The 21,042-nt window shown below is 44.5% G+C and carries 17 protein-coding genes, 1 tRNA gene and 2 pseudogenes; 8 read left to right on the forward strand and 12 right to left on the reverse strand.

What is annotated here, in order from left to right; all coding sequences use genetic code 11:
* Nucleotides 1–160 precede the first annotated feature (160 nt).
* The 4 genes from mutS (at nucleotide 161) to ACTL4S_RS05065 (ending at nucleotide 4,977) form a co-directional block, all read left to right on the forward strand.
* The gene (gene mutS / locus ACTL4S_RS05050; protein WP_441298879.1) at nucleotides 161–2,794 is read left to right on the forward strand and encodes a DNA mismatch repair protein MutS; all 2,634 of its coding nucleotides are present in this window, start codon (nucleotides 161–163) and stop codon (nucleotides 2,792–2,794) included.
* 204 nt (nucleotides 2,795–2,998) lie between these two features.
* Entirely contained in the window at nucleotides 2,999–3,322 is a 324-nt protein-coding gene (fdxA, locus tag ACTL4S_RS05055) for a ferredoxin FdxA (protein ID WP_004279936.1), read from the forward strand.
* A 137-nt stretch (nucleotides 3,323–3,459) separates the two neighbouring features.
* A complete protein-coding gene (locus ACTL4S_RS05060) occupies nucleotides 3,460–4,179 on the forward strand; it encodes a D-Ala-D-Ala carboxypeptidase family metallohydrolase (RefSeq protein ID WP_441298880.1) in 720 nt (239 codons plus the stop codon).
* A gap of 132 nt (nucleotides 4,180–4,311) precedes the next feature.
* The gene (locus ACTL4S_RS05065) at nucleotides 4,312–4,977 is read left to right on the forward strand and encodes an O-methyltransferase (protein WP_004729865.1); all 666 of its coding nucleotides are present in this window, start codon (nucleotides 4,312–4,314) and stop codon (nucleotides 4,975–4,977) included.
* Between the two features lie 168 nt (nucleotides 4,978–5,145).
* On the opposite strand, the gene ACTL4S_RS05070 is transcribed toward ACTL4S_RS05065, so the two are convergent.
* The 11 genes and pseudogenes from ACTL4S_RS05070 to ACTL4S_RS05120 all read right to left on the reverse strand — a co-directional run bounded on the left by ACTL4S_RS05070 (nucleotide 5,146) and on the right by ACTL4S_RS05120 (nucleotide 15,981).
* The gene (locus ACTL4S_RS05070; protein WP_004279943.1) at nucleotides 5,146–5,988 is read right to left on the reverse strand and encodes a universal stress protein; all 843 of its coding nucleotides are present in this window, start codon (nucleotides 5,986–5,988) and stop codon (nucleotides 5,146–5,148) included.
* A gap of 193 nt (nucleotides 5,989–6,181) precedes the next feature.
* A complete protein-coding gene (locus ACTL4S_RS05075; RefSeq protein ID WP_004279945.1) occupies nucleotides 6,182–6,799 on the reverse strand; it encodes a DapH/DapD/GlmU-related protein in 618 nt (205 codons plus the stop codon).
* Nucleotides 6,792–7,391 carry an IMPACT family protein gene (locus tag ACTL4S_RS05080; RefSeq protein WP_219309578.1) on the reverse strand — a complete coding sequence of 200 codons (600 nt, stop codon included), beginning with the start codon at nucleotides 7,389–7,391 and terminating at the stop codon, nucleotides 6,792–6,794. The genes ACTL4S_RS05075 and ACTL4S_RS05080 overlap by 8 nt, the downstream gene beginning before the upstream one ends.
* 119 nt (nucleotides 7,392–7,510) lie before the next feature.
* Nucleotides 7,511–8,698, reverse strand: a pseudogene (locus ACTL4S_RS05085) (beta-barrel domain-containing protein).
* On the reverse strand, nucleotides 8,695–10,836 hold the full coding sequence (locus tag ACTL4S_RS05090; protein WP_441298881.1) for a type I secretion system permease/ATPase: 2,142 nt from the start codon (nucleotides 10,834–10,836) through the stop codon (nucleotides 8,695–8,697). The pseudogene ACTL4S_RS05085 and the gene ACTL4S_RS05090 overlap by 4 nt, the downstream one beginning before the upstream one ends.
* Nucleotides 10,833–12,299: pseudogene (locus ACTL4S_RS05095) on the reverse strand (TolC family outer membrane protein). Before ACTL4S_RS05095 ends, ACTL4S_RS05090 begins: the two are co-directional and overlap by 4 nt.
* A 220-nt stretch (nucleotides 12,300–12,519) precedes the next feature.
* On the reverse strand, nucleotides 12,520–13,263 hold the full coding sequence (gene lptB, locus ACTL4S_RS05100) for an LPS export ABC transporter ATP-binding protein (protein ID WP_005107230.1): 744 nt from the start codon (nucleotides 13,261–13,263) through the stop codon (nucleotides 12,520–12,522).
* Entirely contained in the window at nucleotides 13,263–13,829 is a 567-nt protein-coding gene (gene lptA, locus ACTL4S_RS05105) for a lipopolysaccharide transport periplasmic protein LptA (RefSeq protein WP_004646679.1), read from the reverse strand. The genes lptB and lptA overlap by 1 nt, the downstream gene beginning before the upstream one ends.
* Complete coding sequence (gene lptC, locus ACTL4S_RS05110) at nucleotides 13,813–14,361, reverse strand: LPS export ABC transporter periplasmic protein LptC (protein ID WP_247144200.1); 549 nt, start codon at nucleotides 14,359–14,361, stop codon at nucleotides 13,813–13,815. The genes lptA and lptC overlap by 17 nt, the downstream gene beginning before the upstream one ends.
* Nucleotides 14,362–14,394: 33 nt before the next feature.
* Nucleotides 14,395–14,934 (reverse strand): KdsC family phosphatase, encoded by a 540-nt coding sequence (locus ACTL4S_RS05115; RefSeq protein WP_004279958.1) that lies wholly within the window; start codon nucleotides 14,932–14,934, stop codon nucleotides 14,395–14,397.
* A 3-nt stretch (nucleotides 14,935–14,937) separates the two neighbouring features.
* Nucleotides 14,938–15,981, reverse strand: coding sequence for a KpsF/GutQ family sugar-phosphate isomerase (locus ACTL4S_RS05120; protein ID WP_004279959.1), 1,044 nt, complete (start codon nucleotides 15,979–15,981; stop codon nucleotides 14,938–14,940).
* Nucleotides 15,982–16,413: 432 nt separating this feature from the next.
* Here ACTL4S_RS05120 and cysS point away from each other — a divergent pair, with 432 nt between their 5' ends.
* From cysS to ACTL4S_RS05140, 4 genes are all read left to right on the forward strand, one after another.
* Nucleotides 16,414–17,835 carry a cysteine--tRNA ligase gene (gene cysS, locus ACTL4S_RS05125; RefSeq protein ID WP_441298882.1) on the forward strand — a complete coding sequence of 474 codons (1,422 nt, stop codon included), beginning with the start codon at nucleotides 16,414–16,416 and terminating at the stop codon, nucleotides 17,833–17,835.
* Between the two features lie 62 nt (nucleotides 17,836–17,897).
* Nucleotides 17,898–17,973, forward strand: a tRNA-Gly gene (locus tag ACTL4S_RS05130).
* 190 nt (nucleotides 17,974–18,163) lie between these two features.
* Nucleotides 18,164–18,952 (forward strand): hypothetical protein, encoded by a 789-nt coding sequence (locus ACTL4S_RS05135; RefSeq protein ID WP_441298883.1) that lies wholly within the window; start codon nucleotides 18,164–18,166, stop codon nucleotides 18,950–18,952.
* A gap of 93 nt (nucleotides 18,953–19,045) precedes the next feature.
* Complete coding sequence (locus tag ACTL4S_RS05140; RefSeq protein ID WP_441298884.1) at nucleotides 19,046–20,023, forward strand: fatty acid desaturase family protein; 978 nt, start codon at nucleotides 19,046–19,048, stop codon at nucleotides 20,021–20,023.
* A 31-nt stretch (nucleotides 20,024–20,054) separates the two neighbouring features.
* Here the strand turns inward: ACTL4S_RS05140 and ACTL4S_RS05145 are convergent, their stop codons facing one another.
* The gene (locus ACTL4S_RS05145) at nucleotides 20,055–20,996 is read right to left on the reverse strand and encodes a cation diffusion facilitator family transporter (RefSeq protein WP_004279963.1); all 942 of its coding nucleotides are present in this window, start codon (nucleotides 20,994–20,996) and stop codon (nucleotides 20,055–20,057) included.
* Between the last annotated feature and the right edge of the window lie 46 nt (nucleotides 20,997–21,042).

Below are 21,042 nucleotides of genomic sequence, written 5' to 3' on the forward strand. Positions count from 1 at the left end.
AGCTTTAAAGCTGAATTGAATCAGCAGATTCATTTCACATTTTCAATCTCCTGTGCTCAATCATGTGGGATTGGCCAGATTGAAAATGTGCTTTAAATTTTCCTGCATAGCCTATTGAGCAGTATTTGCATTTATCTCTTGTTGAAAGGATTTATTTTTAATGACCAGTTCAGAAATTATGGCTGATCTTTCTACCTTAACGCCCATGATGCAGCAATACATGTCGGTGAAAATGCAACATCCGCATTCATTGATGTTCTATCGTATGGGTGATTTTTATGAACTGTTCTTTGAAGATGCACACAAGGCAGCCAAGATTTTAGGCATTACCCTGACCCATCGTGGTAAAGCCAATGGTCAGCCGATTCCTATGGCGGGCGTGCCTTATCATGCAGCCGAGGGCTATCTGGCACGTCTGGTCAAAAAAGGCGAAACCGTGGTGATCTGCGAGCAGATCGGCGAGGTTACTGGCAAAGGACCGGTTGAGCGTGGTGTAGTTCGGATTATTACGCCGGGCACCCTGACCGATGATGCCATGCTCGGTGCACATCAAAGCTCGAATCTGGTGGCTTTGTGTATTCAGCAGAATCAAATCGGCATTGCACTTCTCGATCTCAGCGCCGGCCTATTTAAAGTACAGCAGCAGGATTATGATCTTAACCAGCTCATGATTGAACTGGCACGTTTGATGCCAAGCGAAATTCTGCTGGATGAAAATATCGCTGATCCGACATTGACCGAACAACTCAAACAGCAACTGGATATCTCGGTCACCAAACGTCCAAATGTTGATTTCAACCTGAATAATGCACAAAAAACCTTATGTGACCAGTTTGCCGTCAGCACGCTTTCAGGTTTCGGAATTGATCATTTACCTTTGGCTAAAGCAGCCGCAGCGGCACTGATTCACTACGCCAAAGAAACCCAGAAAACTGCGTTACCGCATATCCGCACGATTCAGCTAGAACAGAGTTCAGATTTTATTGCTTTGGATCCGGTGACACGCCGTAATCTTGAACTGATTGAGCCTTTATTTGAACATGGGACATCCTTATTTCAGCTGATCAATGATTGCCAGACTGCCATGGGGGGGCGCTTGCTCAGTCGTACCCTGATGCAACCTTTACGCGATACCGCCTTGCTGGATGAGCGCCTGGATGCCATTCAAGCCCTGCTGCAAGGTTTCCACGAAGTACCTGTACGTTTGGTACTAAAAGAAATTAGCGATATTGAACGCGTGCTGAGCCGTATTGCGCTTGGCAGTGCCCGTCCACGTGATCTGGTGCAATTGCGACAGGCCTGCGCGCAAATTCCATTTTTACGCCATGCCCTGCAACCGATTGTCAGTCAGCAACAGTCCAAACTTTTAGTACAACTCAATGAAGAACTCGGCGACTTCCATGATCTACATCAACGTCTGATGTCCGCCATTGTGGAAAATCCACCCGTCCTGCTTCGTGATGGTAATGTCATTGCAGAAGGTTTTGACAGTGAACTCGATGAACTACGTCAGATTCGTGATCATGCCAGCCAGTTCCTGATTGATCTGGAAATTAAAGAGCGTGAACAAAGCGGCATTCCGGGACTGAAAATTGGCTACAACCGCGTCAGTGGATATTATATTGAGCTGACCCGCGCACAGGCTGAACAGGCACCCGAGCACTATATTCGTAGGCAAACCCTGAAAAATGCCGAACGCTACATCACACCTGAACTGAAAGCATTTGAAGACAAAGTCTTATCAAGCGAATCGCGTGCCTTGGCCCGTGAAAAAATGCTGTTTGAAATGCTGCTGGATGAACTGCGTCAGGATATCGGCAGTTTACAGATGATGAGCAGCGCCATTGCCCAGATTGATCTGATTGCTAATTTTGCCCATCAGGCGCGTTTACGCAACTGGTCGCGTCCAAAATTTAGCCCTGAAATCGGTGTAAGTATCACTGCTGGACGACATCCAGTGGTAGAAGCCCTCAGTAAATCGGCCTTTACTCCGAACGATACGCGACTGGATTTTTCCCATCGCATGGCCATCATTACCGGCCCCAACATGGGTGGTAAATCCACCTTTATGCGCCAGACTGCATTGATCGTGTTGCTGGCTTATTGTGGTGCCTATGTTCCAGCGCAAGCTGCAACTTTAGGTCCGGTTGACCGTGTCTTTACCCGTATTGGTTCTGCCGATGATTTATCGACCGGCAAATCAACCTTTATGGTGGAAATGACCGAAACCTCGCAAATCCTGCATCATGCCACCAGCCAGTCTTTGGTACTCATGGATGAAGTTGGCCGTGGAACCAGTACCTATGATGGCTTGTCTTTGGCTTGGGCCTGTGTGCTGGATCTGACCAAACGCATTCAATGTTTATGTCTATTTGCTACCCATTATTTCGAACTGACTGAACTGGATAAGGAAAGTGGCATTAATAACTACCATGTCACGGCCAAAGAGCTGAATGGTAATCTGATTTTATTGCATAAAGTACAACATGGCCCGGCCAGTCAGAGTCATGGCTTGCAGGTTGCCAAACTGGCAGGCATTCCAGCTGCAGTGATTAAAGAAGCGCAAAACCGCTTAAAGATTCTGGAAAAACAGCATCAGACCAAGCCACTGAGCCCGCAGCATGATCTGTTTGCAATGCCTGAATTTTTAGAGCCTGTAGAACGTATCATCGAAATTGAGAAAGAATCGCCTGCACTGGACTTACTTGAAGATATCGATGTAGACAGTTTGACGCCACGGGAAGCCTTGCAGCAGTTATATGCGCTCAAAGACCTGATCAAACAGCCAAGTTAATTCTCGGTCCTCGACCTCATCTGGTATGGGGTCAAAGTGCTGAACATACCGATGAATGCTGTAATTCATCGGTATGCGACCTTTTTTCAAATTTAACAGCCCTATATATAACAAATATCAATAAAAGGAATTGTTAGTTCCCCCTGTTTTTGCCTAAAATACAGCATTCGTAATTAGAACCATATTTTTTAGGTAGCTGTCGCCATGACCTTCGTTGTCACTGAAAATTGTATTAAATGTAAATATCAAGACTGTGTTGAAGTTTGCCCTGTAGACTGTTTCTATGAAGGTCCTAACTTCCTTGTGATTAACCCGGACGAATGTATCGACTGTGCGTTATGCGAACCTGAATGCCCGGCAAATGCAATTTTCTCTGAAGACGAATTACCAGAAGGTCAGGAAGTCTTTATTGAACTGAATGCTGACCTGTCACAAAAATGGCCAAATATCACACAAATTGGTGACCAGCCAGCAGACCGTGAAGAATGGAATGGCAAAGCAGACAAATTACAATACCTTGAAAAGTAATTAGTTTAAACTTTAAAAGATCAGCAAATGCTGATCTTTTTTATACTCAACGCACACATTTCATTGCAATATTCTCCAAATTTCTCCCTATATTTAGTCTAAAATAGCGCTATTTTGTAAATATCTGATTTCTATAAATGAAGAACTTGTTAAAGGGATTATTGAGTCTTTGTATAATTCCTCTTGTTTTTGTGGGCTGTACCACGACCACAAAACAACCTGGACAGGCCACCACACCTGCTGGAAAACGGATTTACATTCCACAAGAACGTGTTCAATACGATCGTAAAGCCCACCCAAAAACTGTGCCTTATGTGTATACCCACTGGGTATCGGCACTGGATAATTTGTCACGCGTGCGTGAATATGAGGTTTTTCTGGAACGTCATGGGGTTGGCAATATCATTCCAAGTTTCGAGTTAATGCGTACTGCACGTGATTGGGCCAAGTGTGGTCGTTCCCAATACATGATTCCAAGCCGTGAATTATGGGCCAATCAGGTGCCAACCTTAAAAGTCTTTAAATATCTGGTTGCAGCCAATGTACTGACTGATTTTGAAGTCACATCAGTTTATCGTGACCTGCCTTTGAACCAGTGTGCCGGTGGTGCCAATTCTTCACGCCATCTGTACAACTCTGCCATCGATTTCCGGATTGGACCTGAATATCCGCAAGCACAAGATTATAGCTATATTGAAAATACCAAGTTCAAATTGTGTCAGTTCTGGGTACAGCATGGTCAAAGTCTGAATATGGGACTTGGCATGTATGCTTCTGGCCAAATCCACATCGATACCCAAGGTTATCGTACCTGGGGACCGAGTTTGGGTCGTAATTCCTCGATGTGTAATTACTAAGTCATGACAACCGCCCTACAAAGTTCATTCAGGACTTTGTAGGGCCTAAAAAATCAGCACCTATAGAACAATAAATTGCGCTCTGCCGCGAAAAGTTTAAAATGCACGCATCGCAATTAAGGTGCTAAGACTATGCAACAAATGTGGACAGACATTGATCACTACATTGATTCACATTTAATTCCTGAAGACCCTATTCTGAATCAAACTCTTGAGAATACCGCAGCGCACGGTTTTCCTGATCATCTGGCTGTAGCACCGAACCAAGGCATGTTGTTGCAGATGCTGATCCAGATGAACCAATGTAAACGTGTACTGGAACTCGGCACATTTGCAGCATATAGCACCATGTGGCTGGCACGTGCCTTGCCGGATGATGGCTATATCCTGACCATTGAAGGACGTGATACCCATGCAGCGATGGGTCAGGAAAATATTGATCGCGCGCAGCTTAAACAGACCGTCGAACTGAAATGCGGCCGTGCAGCAGATGTACTTAAAGCTCTGCCTGAAGATACTGAAGCTTTCGATTTCATCTTTATTGATGCAGATAAACAGAGTTACCCGGAATATCTGGAACTCAGTTTAAACCTGTCGCACTCAGGGACGCTTATTTTTCTGGACAATGTGATTCGTGCTGGCGAGATCATTAATCCGGACAATAATAAACCAAGTATTGAAGGCATTCGTGACATGTTTAAAGCGCTTCAAAATCATCCACGTATCTTATCATGCACTGCTTTACAAACGGTTGGCAGCAAAGGACATGATGGTTTTGCACTCGCGATTGTGAAATAAAACAAGAAGAACAAAAATCACCCAATGACATATTTACCATAAATAACATTAACTTATAAATATTAACCACAGAGTTATCCACAATATATGAGGATAACTCTGGTCATTTTTAAATCAAGCTGTAACAATTTACGATTAGACTTCGCGCTTGGCTATTATATGCAATTCTCACTTCGCAACCAGTAAAGGCACTTTTGAATTCCGGAAAATCGTAGTCGCAATACTGCCCAAAAAGAACTGGTGAATTTTACTGTGACTAAATGCACCCAACACGATCAGCTGAATTCCGAGTTCCTGCTGATAGGTCAAAATATTTTCTGCGACATCGCCATAGCGGTATTGTGGCACCACATCTAAACCAGCCTGATTTAAATATTGCAAAGGCTCATTCAGAATCTCAGCATGATCACCGATATATAACAAATGGCATTGCAATAAGCGCAGCAGATCACTTTCCGCAATCCGTTTCATCATCTTGATACAGGTCGGTGAATATTCATAGGCAAAAATAAATCGTGTCGGTGGCTTAAACTGTTCCCCGACTGTCATCACGGTACAGTTTGCCCCACGAATAAAATTTTCGACATTGGTACCAATCGGTTTGTTTTTTTCAGCCGAGCGTTCACCGAGTAATCCAATCACTGCAATATCATCAGGCTGCAGGATCTGGAAGCTTTGCTCCAGAAAATCACCCTTTTCCTGAATATGTGTGGTTTGAATACCGTGTTCTGCCAGAATCCGCTCGGAAATGTGTTGCAGCAGGTTATTGCTATAATCCAGCGCAATTTCACTTTGTTTTTGTTCAAGCTCAGCCAGTTCTTTGAGTAACATGGCATTGCTTTCAAAGCCGATCACTCCGCTGATTTCCCCCAGATGATAACTGGCCGGGTAATAATCCAAAACCTGTAACAGGACCAGTTCACGCCCAGTCTGTTTGGCAATCCATGCCGCCGCGTCTGCCAGCGCGTTTATACATGGTGATGAGTCGATGCAGGCGATGACACGTTTCATGTTTAGCCTCTCTTCTATTTATGATAAAAATTTCTTAGTTATTTTTAACTTAGCATAAGCATTCAAAAATGTGCAGCAAAATCTGTAAGGCTTGAATTGAAATATGTTAACTTTTATGTGAACAAATATAGATCAACATATCGATCTATTTGCTGAGTCAGGCTGTTGTATCAAGCAATTGACTTCCAAAAGCTTATTCACGATAGCGAATGAATTGAGCCGGATTACCGGCGACAATCGCACGCTTCTCGACATCCTTGGTCACCATACTGTTCATTCCCACCACGGCCTGATCTGCGATTTTAATTCCGTCCTTGATACCGACATGCGCACCGAGCCACACATCCCGACCAATCTCGATGCCTTGCGAACGTACTGGCTGCTGATAAATCGGCTGCTCCAAATCCATGCCATGATCAAAGGCATAAAGATGACAATAAGCGGCGATGCGCACCTGATCATGCAGTTTAATCCCCACCCGGCCACCATCCAGAATACAGTGATGATTGATCGCTACTTCATTACCGATCTCTAGGGGGCCATGTAAGGTGCAATCTGCAGCAATAAAGCTATTATCACCAATAATGATTTTGCGTCCCGGCTCCGCGAAAATATGTGCAAGAGGTGAAATAAAACAGTTTTCACCAATCTCGACGGTTTCCATTTCCATCAAGTAAGCCTGATAGTCCTTTTGCCACGCTTCTGCCCAACCGCGATTTTTTGGCTTTAAAGACCAGTACAGCCAAGGCATGTAATTCAGGCGATGTTTATGCTGCTCACGATATTTCAGTAATGGATCTACGTCAGTCATCTGTCGCTTCTTCTATGATTTTGAGCTGTTCGCGGCCGCGGGTCACATCTTGAATTTTTAAGGCAAAAGATTGAATTTGATGTAACTGAAATAAGGCACTGACCTGCACCCCTTCGGCTGTATATTCTTCCTGATAATCGATTTGTTGCTGATTCAATTCATATTGAAAGATGGCCCATTCATTGAATTGACAGGAAAATTGCACCTTTTTCTTTTCAATCAGTTCAATTTTTTCTGCCAACAACAAACATTGCCCAGCACAACCGCCATAGGCCCGTACCAAGCCCCCTGTTCCCAGCTTGATCCCGCCATACCAGCGATTGACCAATACCAGCACATTGGTCAGCTCATTGCCTTCAATAGTTGCCAGAATCGGGCGTCCTGCAGTACCTGAGGGTTCACCATCATCATTAAAGCGTACCTGATGGCCAATTTTCCAGGCCCAACATTGATGTGTGGTGCTTGGATCACGATGAGCCTCCAGAAAATCTTTGACGTCCTGCTCATTTTCAACAGGGGTGGCAAAGGCCTGAAAGCGGCTTTTTTTAATGTCTTCCTCGAAACTGACCAGACTGGCAATGGTAAATGGCATAACTTCAGGCTTTAAACTCTCACTGCTGCAGTATACCCGCTTTGCACAGACAAATAAAAAGCCTCTCCACGGAGAGGCCTGATTTTAATCGATTGTTTTACTTATTTGCTTGGCAAATATTATCGTTCACGCAAGGCTTCTTTGGCTTTGTTAAACGGCTTAATCAGATAATCCATCACGGTTTTTGAACCTGTACGAATATCTACGGTAGCCACCATCCCTGGAGTAATATTGAACTCCTGCCCGGCATTATTGCTGAGCTTGTCGCTATCGGTACGGATATACACCCGATAATAAAATTGATCCTGCTTGACTTCATCACGCAAGGTATCCGGTGAAATCATCGCAACTTTACCATTCAACCCACCATAGATCGAATAATCATAAGCTGTAATTTTAACCAATGCTTCCTGATCAGGGCGAATAAAGGCAATATCACGCGGCGAGATTCGTGCTTCAACCAGTAATTTTTCATCCAGTGGCACGATGGTCATCAACTTGCCATTTTGTGGAATCACGCCGCCCAGCGTCATCACATCAATCTCTTTGACGACACCGCGAACCGGTGATTTAAAAACAGTTCGGCTCAAAGTATCCGACTTGCCACGTACCACCTGTTGCTGGGTTTCTACATCAGTATTGGCTTTGGACAATTCTTCCCGCGCATTCACATAATATTGATTACGGATATCATTCATCTGATTACGCAGGTCATTGGCTTCACGTTTTAGACGCAACACTTCAACTTCACTGGCTGCCCCTTTGGCGACCAAGGGAGCGGTCATTTCCAGTTCTTGCTGCACCAGTAACAAAGCCTGTTCCAGGCCTGCAACAGATTCTTGCAAATTGGCTCGACGCGACTGATACAGGGCCGTTTCTTCTTTAACCAATTTGGGGTATTTCAACACTTCTTCAGGAAAGACCAACGGTGCGCCGGTGACTTCCGCACGTAAACGGGCTGAAGTGGCACGTGATTACACCAGCAAGGATTCTGATTCACCGACGTTGGATTCAAAGCGGGTCGGATCAAGCTGGGCCAATACTTGCCCACGCTCGACAATCTCACCTTCTTTGACATTAAGTTTAGTCAAAATACCGCCATCCAGAGACTGAATCACCTGCTCTTTGGATGATGGAATTATTTTTCCAGTACCGGTAGATACTTCTTCCAATTTGAATAACCAGGCCCAGCTCAGCAATACCAGTAGGCCAATGCCGATAATCCAGATGATGACACTTGATTTCGGTAAGGGCGGTTCCTGAAAGCTGACCTTGCTGGAACGTTTTAGTTGCTGTAGTTCACTCATGCACTTGCTCCCACAACCCGCTTCTTACCACCTTGCGATTGATTCAGGATCTGATCCCGTGGTCCATCCATCACAATCTTGCCATCATTGACCACCAGAATACGGTCCACCAGTTCCAATACCGCACGGCGATGAGTCGCAACGATCATCGTACGATGGGTTAAATAGCCTTTAAGATGATCAATCAACTGTTTTTCTGACACATCATCAATAGCAGCGGTCGGTTCATCCAGCAGCAAAATTTTTGGTTGACGGATCAACAACCGCGCCAATAACAAGGCTTGACGCTGTCCACCAAAGAAGCCGACACCGCCTTTTAAAATGATATGATCCAGCCCTTCTTTTTTCTCCTGTACAAATCCCAGTGCACCGGTAATTTGTAAGGCTTCCAGAATTTGTTGATCGGTGGCCAAGGGTGCGCCCAAAGTCAGGTTCTCACGAATGCTGCCATAGAATAACTGCGAGTTCTGATTCAGCAAGCCCATATCACGCCGTACATCTGACGGGTCAATCAGGGTCAGATCAATACCATCTAGCTTGACCTTGCCCTGTAACGGTGTCTGCATCCCAGACAAGAGCTGCAACAAGGTCGATTTTCCTGCACCATTACGGCACAGAATTGCAATTTTCTCCCCGGGCTTGATTTCCAGCTTGGGAATCATCAAACTCGGTTTCGGATCATCATCGCCATATTTGAACACCACACCGTTGAGCTCATAATGCCCATCCAGTGCCGGACGATGAATCAGGTGCGAATAATCCGGCTGGTCCACCGGTTTTTTCATGAGTTCATCCAAACCAGCCTTGGCGACTTTAGCCTGTTGCAAGCGACCCAGTACACCCGTAATTTGTGAAATTGGTGCCAGCATGCGTGAAGATAGAATCGAACAGGCCACCAGTGCGCCTGTGGTCATGTCACCCTCCATCACCGCAAAAGCCCCGACCAAGACTACAATTGCAAAGGTCAGTCCCTGAATTTTTTGGGTCCAGGCGGTCATCAAGCCGACAATTTTACGTTGCTGCATGCTGACATCGGCTGACACTTCATTCATATGATTCCACTGGTTCTGGAAACGCGTTTCAGCTCTTAACAGCTTGATGTCTTCAATGCCTTGTACAGCTTCTACCAGCAAGGCATTGCGGATGGCAGATTCGCGCATGCCCAACTGAGCCAGTTGTGCCAGTTTTTTCTGCGCCAGAATTCCCGGAAGAATCATTAAGGGTACAACGAGTAGCATGACCCAGAACAGATTGCCACCGATCACCCAGAAGATCCCTAAGAACAGGAAGAAGAATGGCAGATCGGCAATTGCTGTGACTGTGGTTGAAGTCACCAGTTCGCGGACGCCTTCCAGCTCACGAATTTGTGAAATAAAGGTTCCTGTTGATTTGGAACGTTCGCTGTTTTTAATCCGTAATGAATGACCAAAAACCCGGTTAGAAATTTTTAAATCCGCACGTTTACCAATAATGTCTGACAGATAGATCCGCGAGACACGTAATACAAATTCAAAAATCGCAGCAATCAGCACACCGCCGGCCAACACCCATAACGTCGGAATAGACTGCGATGGAATGACACGGTCATAGACATTCATCGAGAAGACTATCGTGGCCAATGCCAGAATATTGGCAATTAAAGATGCAAACATCACATCGATATAGCGCTTCCAGTCATTCAGGACAATCGACCAGAACCAGTTTTTCTCAAAGGGTTTGATATATTCATCCACCCGCGCATCTGGAACTGAAGATTCAGGCCGCAGCACATAAAGATGCTTTATGCCAGTCTCTAACTGTTCAACTGTAAAGCTTTGAGATAAACCTTCATCACCACTGAGCTGTATGCTGACATTGCCCTGCGTGTCGATGCGTTCAATCACCCCCACATCACCACTATCGAATTCAACCAGTAAAGGCAAACGCCATGGATTCAGCAGGCTGCGCTCAAATTTATTTTTACGGACATTTAAGCCCATCTGACGACTGACAATCTTGAGCATGTCATCGATGTCATGATGCTGGTTCCAATCCAGTTGCAGCCGAATCCGCTCCTCAGAAGGCTCGATTCGGTAATGCCGGGCAATATTTAAAACTGCCTGAAGCCAAGGTTGATAATTTATTATTGTAGTACTCATGGCTGAACTTCAAACCCCTGAATAGAAATACGGTTAAGCGCGTAAATATCCCGTGTACGGCCCGTGACCTGAATGTACTGTACGATCGCCGAATAAATTTCATAACGAGCCGCCTCAATTTCCTGCGCGGCACTATGAATGGCTTGCTCTGCGTTCAGCAAATCCACCACGGTTCGGGTACCCAATTTATATTGTTCTTGATACAACTCTTTAGTCCGTACCGTGGTTGCGCGGCGCTGGGATAAAACCCCCATTTGCTTTTGTTTATTTTCAATTTGCTCGCGGATCAAGCGCACCTGATCCAGCACATCCAGATAGACCGTATTGACCTGTGCGCGTGCAGCTTCTTCGGCATAGCTTGCGGCACGGGTCTGTGAACGCGTTGCACCACCCTGATACAAATTACTGCTGGCTTCAATCATGACTGAATTATAAAAGCCATCATCTTCATTATTATTTGGATTCCGTCCATTCATCGCCTGACTTAGACTACCTTTAACACTAATGGTCGGATAAGGGCTTAGCCGCGCCTGATCTTTTTGCAAACGGGCAACATTGACCCCGGCATGGGCCAGAATCATGTTCGGAATCTGGGTAAATTCCGGATCCTGATAAAGATCGGCCTGTGCCACAATACGATCAGGAATATCCCATTCAACAGTGGATACATCAAATCCTAGCAAGGTACGCAAGCGTTGTTGATATTGTCTGAGCTGGGTCCGCTGTACAATCAGATTCGATTGCGCTGCTTCCAGATTGGACTGCGCCTAAATCGGGTCGGCCTGACTGCTGATCCCCGCACGGGCATGTAAATTGGCAACTTCTGCAATCCTTCCAATGCCCTGAATTTGCTGTTGAGCAATCTGGGTAATTTGCTGATAGCGTTTGATACTCACTATTGCATCAGCCACTTCAAATGCGATCTGATCCAGACTGACCAGCACCTTGGCCTGTTCTTCTGCCAATCGCGCTTCTTCCACACTGATATTGGTTTTAATTTTGCCAAAGTCATACAGCATCTGGGTGGCATTCAAAGAAACCATTTGTTGTCCACGTTCACCGGAAGTGAGGTCACCTGTCCCGATACCCCCGGATAACTGCGGATAATAACCCGCTCTCGCCACATCAATATTCGCGGCCTGCGCAGATAATGTCGAAATACTCTGGGTGATTTCAGGACGTCGTTGCACTGCCCGGTGTACGGCTTCCACCAGATTCATTGTCTTTGGAATGCCGGCTGTGCTTGTAGAACTTAAAGCCGATTGTCCTGACTGTGGCCGGGTAATTTGCGGCAGCTCAGCTACTTTTGATGTATCTAATGAATAATGACCGAGCGAGGTAATATCAATGGTGTGTGCTGATCGTGTCGGTTTGGGTGCAATCAGCTGACCTAAGCTATTCTTGAGATTGGTAAAATAATGGGGTGAGCTTTCTGCATGCCCTAAAGACACAGATAAAGGCAAAAGAAGAAGTATCAATCCCCTTCTTTTTTGATCTGTTTTCCCCTGATTTTTTTTAAAGTGTTCTGCCCTAAATCGTATAATTATGTAATGTTTCTTGTTTTAGCCTAACCATATATCAAATCCCTTTAAAAGAAATCTTTTTCACTTTGATTTGATCAAAAAAAACCCTGCATCCGACAACTGGCGTCTGATGCAGGGTTTTTATATAAAGCAGGATTATTTAAACAGTGAAATCATCGCCCAGATAAACTTTTCTCACGGTCTCATTCGCCAGAATTTCTTCTGGTGTGCCTTCAGCAAGCAATGCGCCTTCACTGACAATATAAGCATGCTCACAAATCGCCAGCGTTTCACGCACGTTATGATCGGTAATCAGCACCCCAATTCCGCGATCTTTCAAGTTCGTAATAATATCCTTAATATCTCCAACCGAAATCGGATCGACACCGGCAAAAGGCTCATCGAGTAGCATAAATTTTGGGTCAGCCGCAAGTGCACGCGCAATCTCAGCACGACGTCGTTCCCCACCAGATACGCTCATGCCCAAAGAATCTTTGATATGGGTGATTTTAAAGTCTGCCAATAGCTCCGCCAGACGTTGCTGACGTTGTGCCTTGGTCATATCTTTACGGGTTTCCAGAATCGCCATAATATTTTCTGAAATCGTCAGTTTTCGGAAAATCGAAGCTTCCTGCGGCAAATAACCAATTCCCTTACGCGCCCGTTCATGCATTGCGAGGTCGGAAAGATCCAGATCATCGAGATAGATTTCCCCCTTGTCCATCCGCACCAGACCAACTACCATATAAAAACTGGTGGTTTTACCGGCACCATTTGGTCCCAGTAACCCAACAATCTGGCCACTTTCCATGCTGAACGACACATCTTTCACTACCCAGCGTTTATTATAATTTTTCGCCAGATGCTTAATGGTTAAGGTTTGAACCTGCTGCGATTGCTCCATTAATCACGCGCTCCCGGGAAGGATGTTGAACTAGAGGGTGGAATCACGATTTGTACACGGCCAGACGATGAACCGGTTTTGTTTGGCGTTCCGGTGGCTTCGATATCGCCTTTGTTCATGCTGTATTTTAAAGTCGCACCACGAATACTGGCACCGTCCTGTTGCAGGAAGGCATTACCTGACAAGGTAATAATCCCGGTTTCAGCATTATAGACAATTTTCTGCGCCTGACCTTTGGCAAGACCTTTGGCCGGATCCACTTTTTGCTGGAACTGTGCCGGGCTGCCAGTAGCCGTAATCAGGCTGATCTGGCGCTTATTGTTCAGATTGGCCACAATCGAATTGGCTTGCAGCTTCATGGTGCCCTGTTCAATGATGACATTGCCCGAATACGTCGTCACACCCGTCCGCTCATTGAAAGTCGCCCGGTCAGCCAGCAAGGTAATTGGCTGGTTACGGTCAGATGGCAGTGCAAAAGCAGCGATTGAACCGAGTCCAACCACAGTCGCCAGCGTCATACGCTTCAGGAAAGTGTGCATCATTTTGGCTTTAGGAGTTTGGTTCATACTTTCCTCGAATATTAAAGAATTCGTATTGACCATCATTAAGATTGGCTTTAAGACCCTGGCTGACAAATTCAGCCTGTGGAGATTCCACAATCACTGTCTTGTCTGTTTCAATTTCACGTGTTTTCGGAAAAGTGGTCAGTTCTTCAGTACGAAACTGCATTTTCCCATTTTGCATGATTTTGGTGGCGAGCACTTCTTGAGAGAGTACAACTTTTGTATTGTCATCATAACCATGCGCCATTTTGGCAAAGAAAGTCGCATCGACTTTACCATTGTCATAAGTCGATGCTTGCAGATTTTCCAGCTTTGAGGTTTCTAGCTGCAGATTCTGCTCAAGTCGGTCCACTTGGGCACGAACCGACACCTGGCCTGCTTCATCCGTCTGGGTTAAGTTAATATTTTGAGCGGAATAGGTCATGCTGCGCGCAGAGTCTGCCTGCAGCTTGTTGCCCTTGCCGCTGTAATAGTAATAACCACCACTTATTGCGGCAATAATCACGGCCGTAATATATAAAACTTTAGTATCCATAAGCGGTGTACTTAATCCAAAAGATATGACTTATTAATAAGGCGCACGAGTATATTTTTCAAGTAACTCTTGGTACATGCCTTTGGACATTAACAGCATATCGCAGATTTCACGCACCGCACCACGTCCACCCTGCGCCTGAGTCACCAGATCGGCACGGCGGCGAACTTCGACATGACCATTAGGCACGGTCACTTTCATGCCCGCAATGGCAAAAGCAGACAGATCAGGCCAATCATCGCCCATGTACAGGCAATCTTCAGGATCAATATTGAGCTGCGCACAGGCTTCACGAAGTGCTGTACCTTTGTCTTCACGGCCCTGATAGACCAGATCAACACCCAGATCCGACATACGCTTTTCTACGATATTGCTTTTACGTCCGGTGATAATAATCACCTTGATTCCTGCTTGTTGAACCAGTTTCATGCCCAGACCATCACGAATATCAAAGGATTTGATCTCATCGCCAGTATTGGTCAGCGTTACAAAGCCATCACTTAAAATACCATCTACATCAAGCACCAGTGCTGCAATATGACGTGCCTGCTCTAATAATACATAAGATGCCATTTATTAATTTACCCCAGCCTGAATCAGGTCATGCATACTAATCACGCCAATGACTTTATTGGCATCATCAACAACTACAAATTGATTAATTTTATGTTCATTCATACGTTCCAGTGCGACCACTGCACGTGCTTCCTGAGAAATGGTCAACGGATTTTTGGTCATCACGTCCTGAATAGCCAGATTGACATCAAAACCTTGCTGCTTATCAATCAAGCGACGCAAGTCACCATCGGTAAAAATCCCCAGCAACACATCATTTTCATCGACGACTGTGGTTAAGCCCAAGCGCTTGTTGGAAATTTCGTACAATACTTTATTCATGGCGGTATCTGGCGAGACTTTAGGTAAATCTGCGCCAGTACGCATCAGATGCTTCACATGCAATAACAGACGCTTACCCAGCGCACCTGCAGGATGTGAGCGTGCAAAATCATCCGAGGTAAAGCCGCGAGCATCCAATAAAGCTACCGCCAAAGCATCGCCCAAAGCCAATGTTGCCGTCGTTGACGATGTCGGCGCTAAACCCAGTGGACAAGCCTCCTGAATATTACCCAGCGTTAAAGCTACATCAGCATTTTGTGGCATTGGACCACGATCATCACCACTGATGGTAATCAGCGGAATTTCCAGATGCTTGATCAGCGGCATCAGCATCATGATTTCATCACTCTTGCCCGAGTTGGAAATGGCAATCAGCACATCACCAGCCACCAGCATCCCCAAGTCACCATGACCGGCTTCACCTGGATGCATAAAGAATGAGGGAGTTCCGGTCGAAGCAAAGGTCGCCGCCATTTTACGGCCAATATGACCTGACTTGCCCATTCCGGTAATCACCAGACGGCCAGTACACTGTAGAATAATTTCACATGCCCGGCTAAAACGGTCATCAATCTGTGTTGCTAAAATCTGTAGTGCATTTTCTTCGATGCGCAGTGTTTCAAGTGCGACTTTCTGGAAATCTAGTTGATTCGCTGTTTTTTGTGGATTCAAAGCCTGTTTACCTACGCTAAGGACAGAGAAAAACTCTGGTTTGATGGGCATAATTTTCGCAATTTTAGCATAGCTATGCAATTGTAAGCTTTCTAAATGTAGAAGATTCGACGGATTTTTAATATATTCAGATTGTATTCAACTTGCGCAATCTGGTATCTCCGCCTCTACATTCACTCCATTTTTAAAACTGTAGAATGTGCTTATTTTTATTTTTTATTAGAATATCCTCACTCTCGTCTCAATGAATGGGATTCATACTAAATCATCCTCATTTCAATTTAACTCAATTACCCTGACGGATACTGTCTCTGAAAATGTAAGCTCAATATCGCCATTTCACTTCCTGAACCTCTTCTTTATAAATCGCTCTCGTCGCCTAACTCCCCTAAATAACTGAGGCTTTTTACGCTTTTATCTTTATGAATAATTATGCTTAGGTTAAGATGATTCATCCTTTTATTTGAAGTCTTTTGAACAGCTATGCAACCATTTGTTCTATATAACTCAGAGCAACGCAAAAAAGTAGAATTCGTACCTCGTGTTGAAGGTCAGATTGATCTGTATGTCTGTGGTATGACGGTTTATGACTACTGTCATATTGGACATGCACGTACAGTGGTTGCATTTGACTATATTATCCGTTTCCTGCGTAGCCAAGGCTGGAAAGTCAAATATGTGCGTAATATTACGGATATTGACGACAAAATTATTAAACGTGCCAATGAAAATGGCGAAAGTATCTCAGAGCTAACCAGCCGCTTTATTGATGCGATGAATGAGGATTTTGCCAAACTGGGCTGCCTTGCACCTGATGTAGCACCTAAAGCCACAGATTACATCGATCAGATGCAGGATATGATCAGCAACCTGGTCGACAAAGGTACGGCTTATCCATCCAATAATGGTGATGTCTACTTTGAGGTCGAGAAGTTTGCCAAATATGGTCGTCTTTCTGGCCGTAAACTGGAAGATATGCAAGCGGGTGCGTCTGAACGTGTCGATGTCGAAGTTGAAAAGAAACATCCATTTGACTTTGTACTGTGGAAACATGCCAAGGAAAATGAACCGTCATGGGCTTCCCCTTGGGGTAATGGCCGTCCGGGTTGGCATATTGAATGTTCAGCAATGTCGACCTGCTGCCTAGGCAATCATTTCGATATTCATGGCGGCGGTGCTGATTTGACCTTCCCGCACCATGAAAATGAAATTGCACAATCTGAAGCTTCTACTGGTGAACAGTATGTCAATTACTGGATGCATGCCGGATTTATTAATGTCGATGGCGAGAAAATGTCGAAGTCTTTAGGCAATTTCTTCACTATTCGCGACGTGATTGAAAAATTCCATCCGGAAGTGGTGCGTTATTTCATTGTGTCTTCCCATTATCGTAGCCCGGTGAATTACTCGGATGTTGCCTTAAAAGAAGCAAAAAATACCTTGTCTCGTTTCTACCATTCTTTTAAAACCTATCAGGCGGTTTATGGTGATCATCTGATTGAAACTCTGGATGAGGCTTTGGTTGAGCGTTTCAATGCCGCTATGCGTGATGATTTCAATACGCCTGAAGCGATTGCGGTATTGTTCGAAATCAATAAAGAGCTGAATCGTACCGTGAAAGAAGAAAATGCGGAACAGGCAGCGATTTATTATGCAACTTTACGTCACCTGACCAATATTCTCGGTCTGGTACAGCAGGATGTAGAAGAGTTCCTCAAGTCTGACATTGGTCAGGAAGCTCTAGGGTTGTCACCTGAACAAATTGAAGATTTAATTCAACAGCGTCAGGATGCCAAGAAAGCCAAAGAATTCGCACGTGCGGATGAGATTCGTCAATCTTTACTTGATCAAGGTGTTGTTCTTGAGGATACCCGTCAAGGTACGGTTTGGCGCCGTGCTGATTAATTAATCAAACAGATTTATAGAGAGTTGACACTGCTGTGGAATTCTCTATAATTCACCTCATTGCGGGAATAGCTCAGTTGGTAGAGCATAACCTTGCCAAGGTTGGGGTCGGGAGTTCGAGTCTCCTTTCCCGCTCCAGAATACGAAAAACCCTTATCGAAAGATAAGGGTTTTTTATTGTGTTTGAAAAAAATTTATTAATAAAATGCATATCTCAAATCACTTATTCATTCTCTTTCACCCTGACATTTTTTTGGGTTATTCATGACAAAGTGCTATTGTAAATAAACTTCAAAACTTTCAATTCTTTTAATTACGATATCGTTTCATGACTTATAAACTGAATGCACGTCATCTTGTTTTAGACCTTCTCTACGCTTCTAAAAACTCCACCCTGTCTATTAAGCGGATATTAACTGCTGCTGAATTATTGGGTATATCTGACAATGGTATCCGTGTCGCTGTAGCCCGATTAAATCAGGAAAATGTCATTCAAGCTGTAGAGCGCGGCGTATATCAATTGCTAGAGAAAAAATTCGATACTTCTTTTATCAGCTTAAACAAACATCCTGATATGCAAACGGCGACTACATGGAACGGAAAATATGTGCTGGTCTATACCGGTGCTTTGGGACGTGTAGACCGTACGGCATTATCTAAAAGGGAAAAAGCGCTACGTTATTATGGTTTTCAGGAACTAGAGCAAAATGTTTTTATTCGTCCCGATAATTTAACGCTAAATCTAAGTCCATTAAAAACAGCTGTAATCCAGTTTGGATTAGATCCTGACGCACGTTTTTTTCAAGTCAGTCAACTGGAAAGTGAAACCGAAGTTCGTGATTTATGGGATATCGAAGAGCTACATCAGACCTATCATGCAGTACGGCATGCTATCAACGACTGGTTTGAGAATTACCAGAATCTGACTTTAGCAGAGGCTGCAAAAAGTGCCTTTTATCTAGGTAAATCTGCCCTATTTAGTTTGCGTGCTGACCCCTTACTTCCTGCAGAATGGATAGACACAGATGCTCGACAACAATTTGAGCTCGCAGTCCGCAAAATAGAAAAACAGGGTCAACTTTTATGGCAACACTATTTTAAAGACCAAGGGGTCTAATTTATTTCTTTTTTATACACAAAAATTAATTGACTGTAATATTTCATCCAAATATATTGAATAAAGCAATAAGAACTAAATATAGGCAGAAGAATGAACAGCAAGGTCAGTGTCACAGAACTTTTTAGTCGTGACGAAATTAAAGAACTCACCACGACCTCAGACTTACACGGTGCCTGGGCAGTAGGTTCAACCTGGACCGTAATTGTCATGACCTTTGGTACGGTTGCCTATAGCTGGGAATATTTACCTACATGGGGGAAAGTCCTGATGTGCGCGCTGGCATTGGCCATTCTTGCGGGACGCCAGCTTGCGATGGCTATTTTGATGCATGATGCCTCACATCATAGCCTGTTCAAAACTAAATGGTTAAACACTCATTTGACCGACTGGCTCTGTGCACGCCCGATCTGGAATGATGTTAGCAAGTATCGTCCTTATCATCTGAAACATCATGCTAAAACCTCACAGCCAGATGATCCTGACTTGGGGTTGGTAAAAAAATTTCCCATTACTCAAAGCTCACTATTCAGGAAATTTTTCCGTGACCTGAATGGACAATCTGGGCTTAAGTTTCTTGCAGGTCGGGTATTAATGGATCTGGAATTACTGGAATGGAGTGTTTCCAATGACCCCAAGCCAATTCCGCGTGATGATCGCAGCAATTTAGAGTTAGCGAAAAACTTGCTTAAAAATAGTTCTGGTATGTTAATTTCAAATGCAGCAATTTTTTCTGCGCTTTGGGCCAGCGGCCATCCTAAACTGTATTTATTATGGCCTCTCGCCTATATCACCCCATTTCCTTTGTTCATCCGCATCCGTGCCATGGCTGAACATGCCGGATTAGAAACCAGTCATTCTGCCCTTAGCAATACCCGAACTACTCGTGCAGGCTGGCTGGCACGTGCTTTGGTTGCCCCGATTCATGTGAACTATCATATTGAACATCATTTGATGGCCTCTGTTCCACATCAAAAGCTGGGGAGAATGCACCAGATGTTAAGGGAGCGTGAGTATGTCGATGCTCCGCCAAGTTATCTGGATGTGATTCGTTCACTTTTAAAAAAATAATCAACTTTCCCGATGCTTAGATTATTCCACTTCAATGCTGATGGGTTTCAGCATGTGAATGCGGATGTGAGGATTGTCCCCGATGTTCCGGCGGGCAATCTTCCGCTTCAATCTGCAAGGTCATCTCGGTAATATGATGCTCATGGTGAAGCATCTCAAAGGTCTGATGCCGCAGTTTCTGATAATCCACATTCGGTGCAACCAGATGCACGGTCAGCATGACTTTTTTGGAAGTAATCGCCCAGACCTTGAGCTGATGAATATCCTGGACCCCATCAAGCGCCAAAAGATCGTGACGTAATTTTTCAATATCAATTTCCTCCGGCACACCTTCAAGCAGAATATTGATGCTCTGTTTCAGCAAAATCCAGGTTCTTGGCAATACCCAAAATCCGATTAATACTGCAATGAGTGTATCTATCCACATCCAGCCGGTGAAATAAATCACTAGTGCTCCAATAATCACGCCTACAGATCCCAGTGCATCACTGAGCACTTCCAGATAAGCACCTTTGACATTGAGACTTTCCTGACTACTAGACACCAGAATTTTCATGGAAATCAGATTAATGATCAGCCCCAAAACAGCAACAATCATCATGCCAAGGCTTTGAATTTCTGGTGGATGACTCAAACGCTGATAAGCTTCAAACAAGATATAAATCGCAACCACAAACAGCATTAAGGCGTTAAACAAAGCAGCCAAAATCTCAAAGCGCTGATAACCAAATGTCCGTTTATTGTCTGCCGGTTTTTGTCCAATTTTGATAGCGACTAAAGCGATAGCCAGTGCAGCAGCATCGGTAAACATATGCGCAGCATCAGAAAGTAAGGCCAAACTTTGAGTTAGAAAACCAGCAATCACTTCCACAATTAAAAAAGTGGTGGTTAATCCCAGCGCTATTGATAATTTTCTGGCATTTTTTGCAGTCACGGTGACATGACTATGCTCATGATGATGTGAATTTCCCACCGGCCACTCCTTCCTTCTTATTCAACGAGGACTGTATCCTCAGCAT

Source organism: Acinetobacter lwoffii (assembly GCF_052078135.1).
GTDB lineage: Bacteria > Pseudomonadota > Gammaproteobacteria > Pseudomonadales > Moraxellaceae > Acinetobacter > Acinetobacter lwoffii_Z.

Coding starts and splice junctions, on each gene's coding strand:
- mutS (WP_441298879.1), top strand. CDS start 161: ATGACCAGTTCAGAAATTATGGCTGATCTTTCTACCTTAACGCCCATG.
- fdxA (WP_004279936.1), top strand. CDS start 2,999: ATGACCTTCGTTGTCACTGAAAATTGTATTAAATGTAAATATCAAGAC.
- ACTL4S_RS05060 (WP_441298880.1), top strand. CDS start 3,460: ATGAAGAACTTGTTAAAGGGATTATTGAGTCTTTGTATAATTCCTCTT.
- ACTL4S_RS05065 (WP_004729865.1), top strand. CDS start 4,312: ATGCAACAAATGTGGACAGACATTGATCACTACATTGATTCACATTTA.
- ACTL4S_RS05070 (WP_004279943.1), bottom strand. CDS start 5,988: ATGAAACGTGTCATCGCCTGCATCGACTCATCACCATGTATAAACGCG.
- ACTL4S_RS05075 (WP_004279945.1), bottom strand. CDS start 6,799: ATGACTGACGTAGATCCATTACTGAAATATCGTGAGCAGCATAAACAT.
- ACTL4S_RS05080 (WP_219309578.1), bottom strand. CDS start 7,391: ATGCCATTTACCATTGCCAGTCTGGTCAGTTTCGAGGAAGACATTAAA.
- ACTL4S_RS05090 (WP_441298881.1), bottom strand. CDS start 10,836: ATGAGTACTACAATAATAAATTATCAACCTTGGCTTCAGGCAGTTTTA.
- lptB (WP_005107230.1), bottom strand. CDS start 13,263: ATGGAGCAATCGCAGCAGGTTCAAACCTTAACCATTAAGCATCTGGCG.
- lptA (WP_004646679.1), bottom strand. CDS start 13,829: ATGAACCAAACTCCTAAAGCCAAAATGATGCACACTTTCCTGAAGCGT.
- lptC (WP_247144200.1), bottom strand. CDS start 14,361: ATGGATACTAAAGTTTTATATATTACGGCCGTGATTATTGCCGCAATA.
- ACTL4S_RS05115 (WP_004279958.1), bottom strand. CDS start 14,934: ATGGCATCTTATGTATTATTAGAGCAGGCACGTCATATTGCAGCACTG.
- ACTL4S_RS05120 (WP_004279959.1), bottom strand. CDS start 15,981: ATGCCCATCAAACCAGAGTTTTTCTCTGTCCTTAGCGTAGGTAAACAG.
- cysS (WP_441298882.1), top strand. CDS start 16,414: ATGCAACCATTTGTTCTATATAACTCAGAGCAACGCAAAAAAGTAGAA.
- ACTL4S_RS05135 (WP_441298883.1), top strand. CDS start 18,164: ATGACTTATAAACTGAATGCACGTCATCTTGTTTTAGACCTTCTCTAC.
- ACTL4S_RS05140 (WP_441298884.1), top strand. CDS start 19,046: ATGAACAGCAAGGTCAGTGTCACAGAACTTTTTAGTCGTGACGAAATT.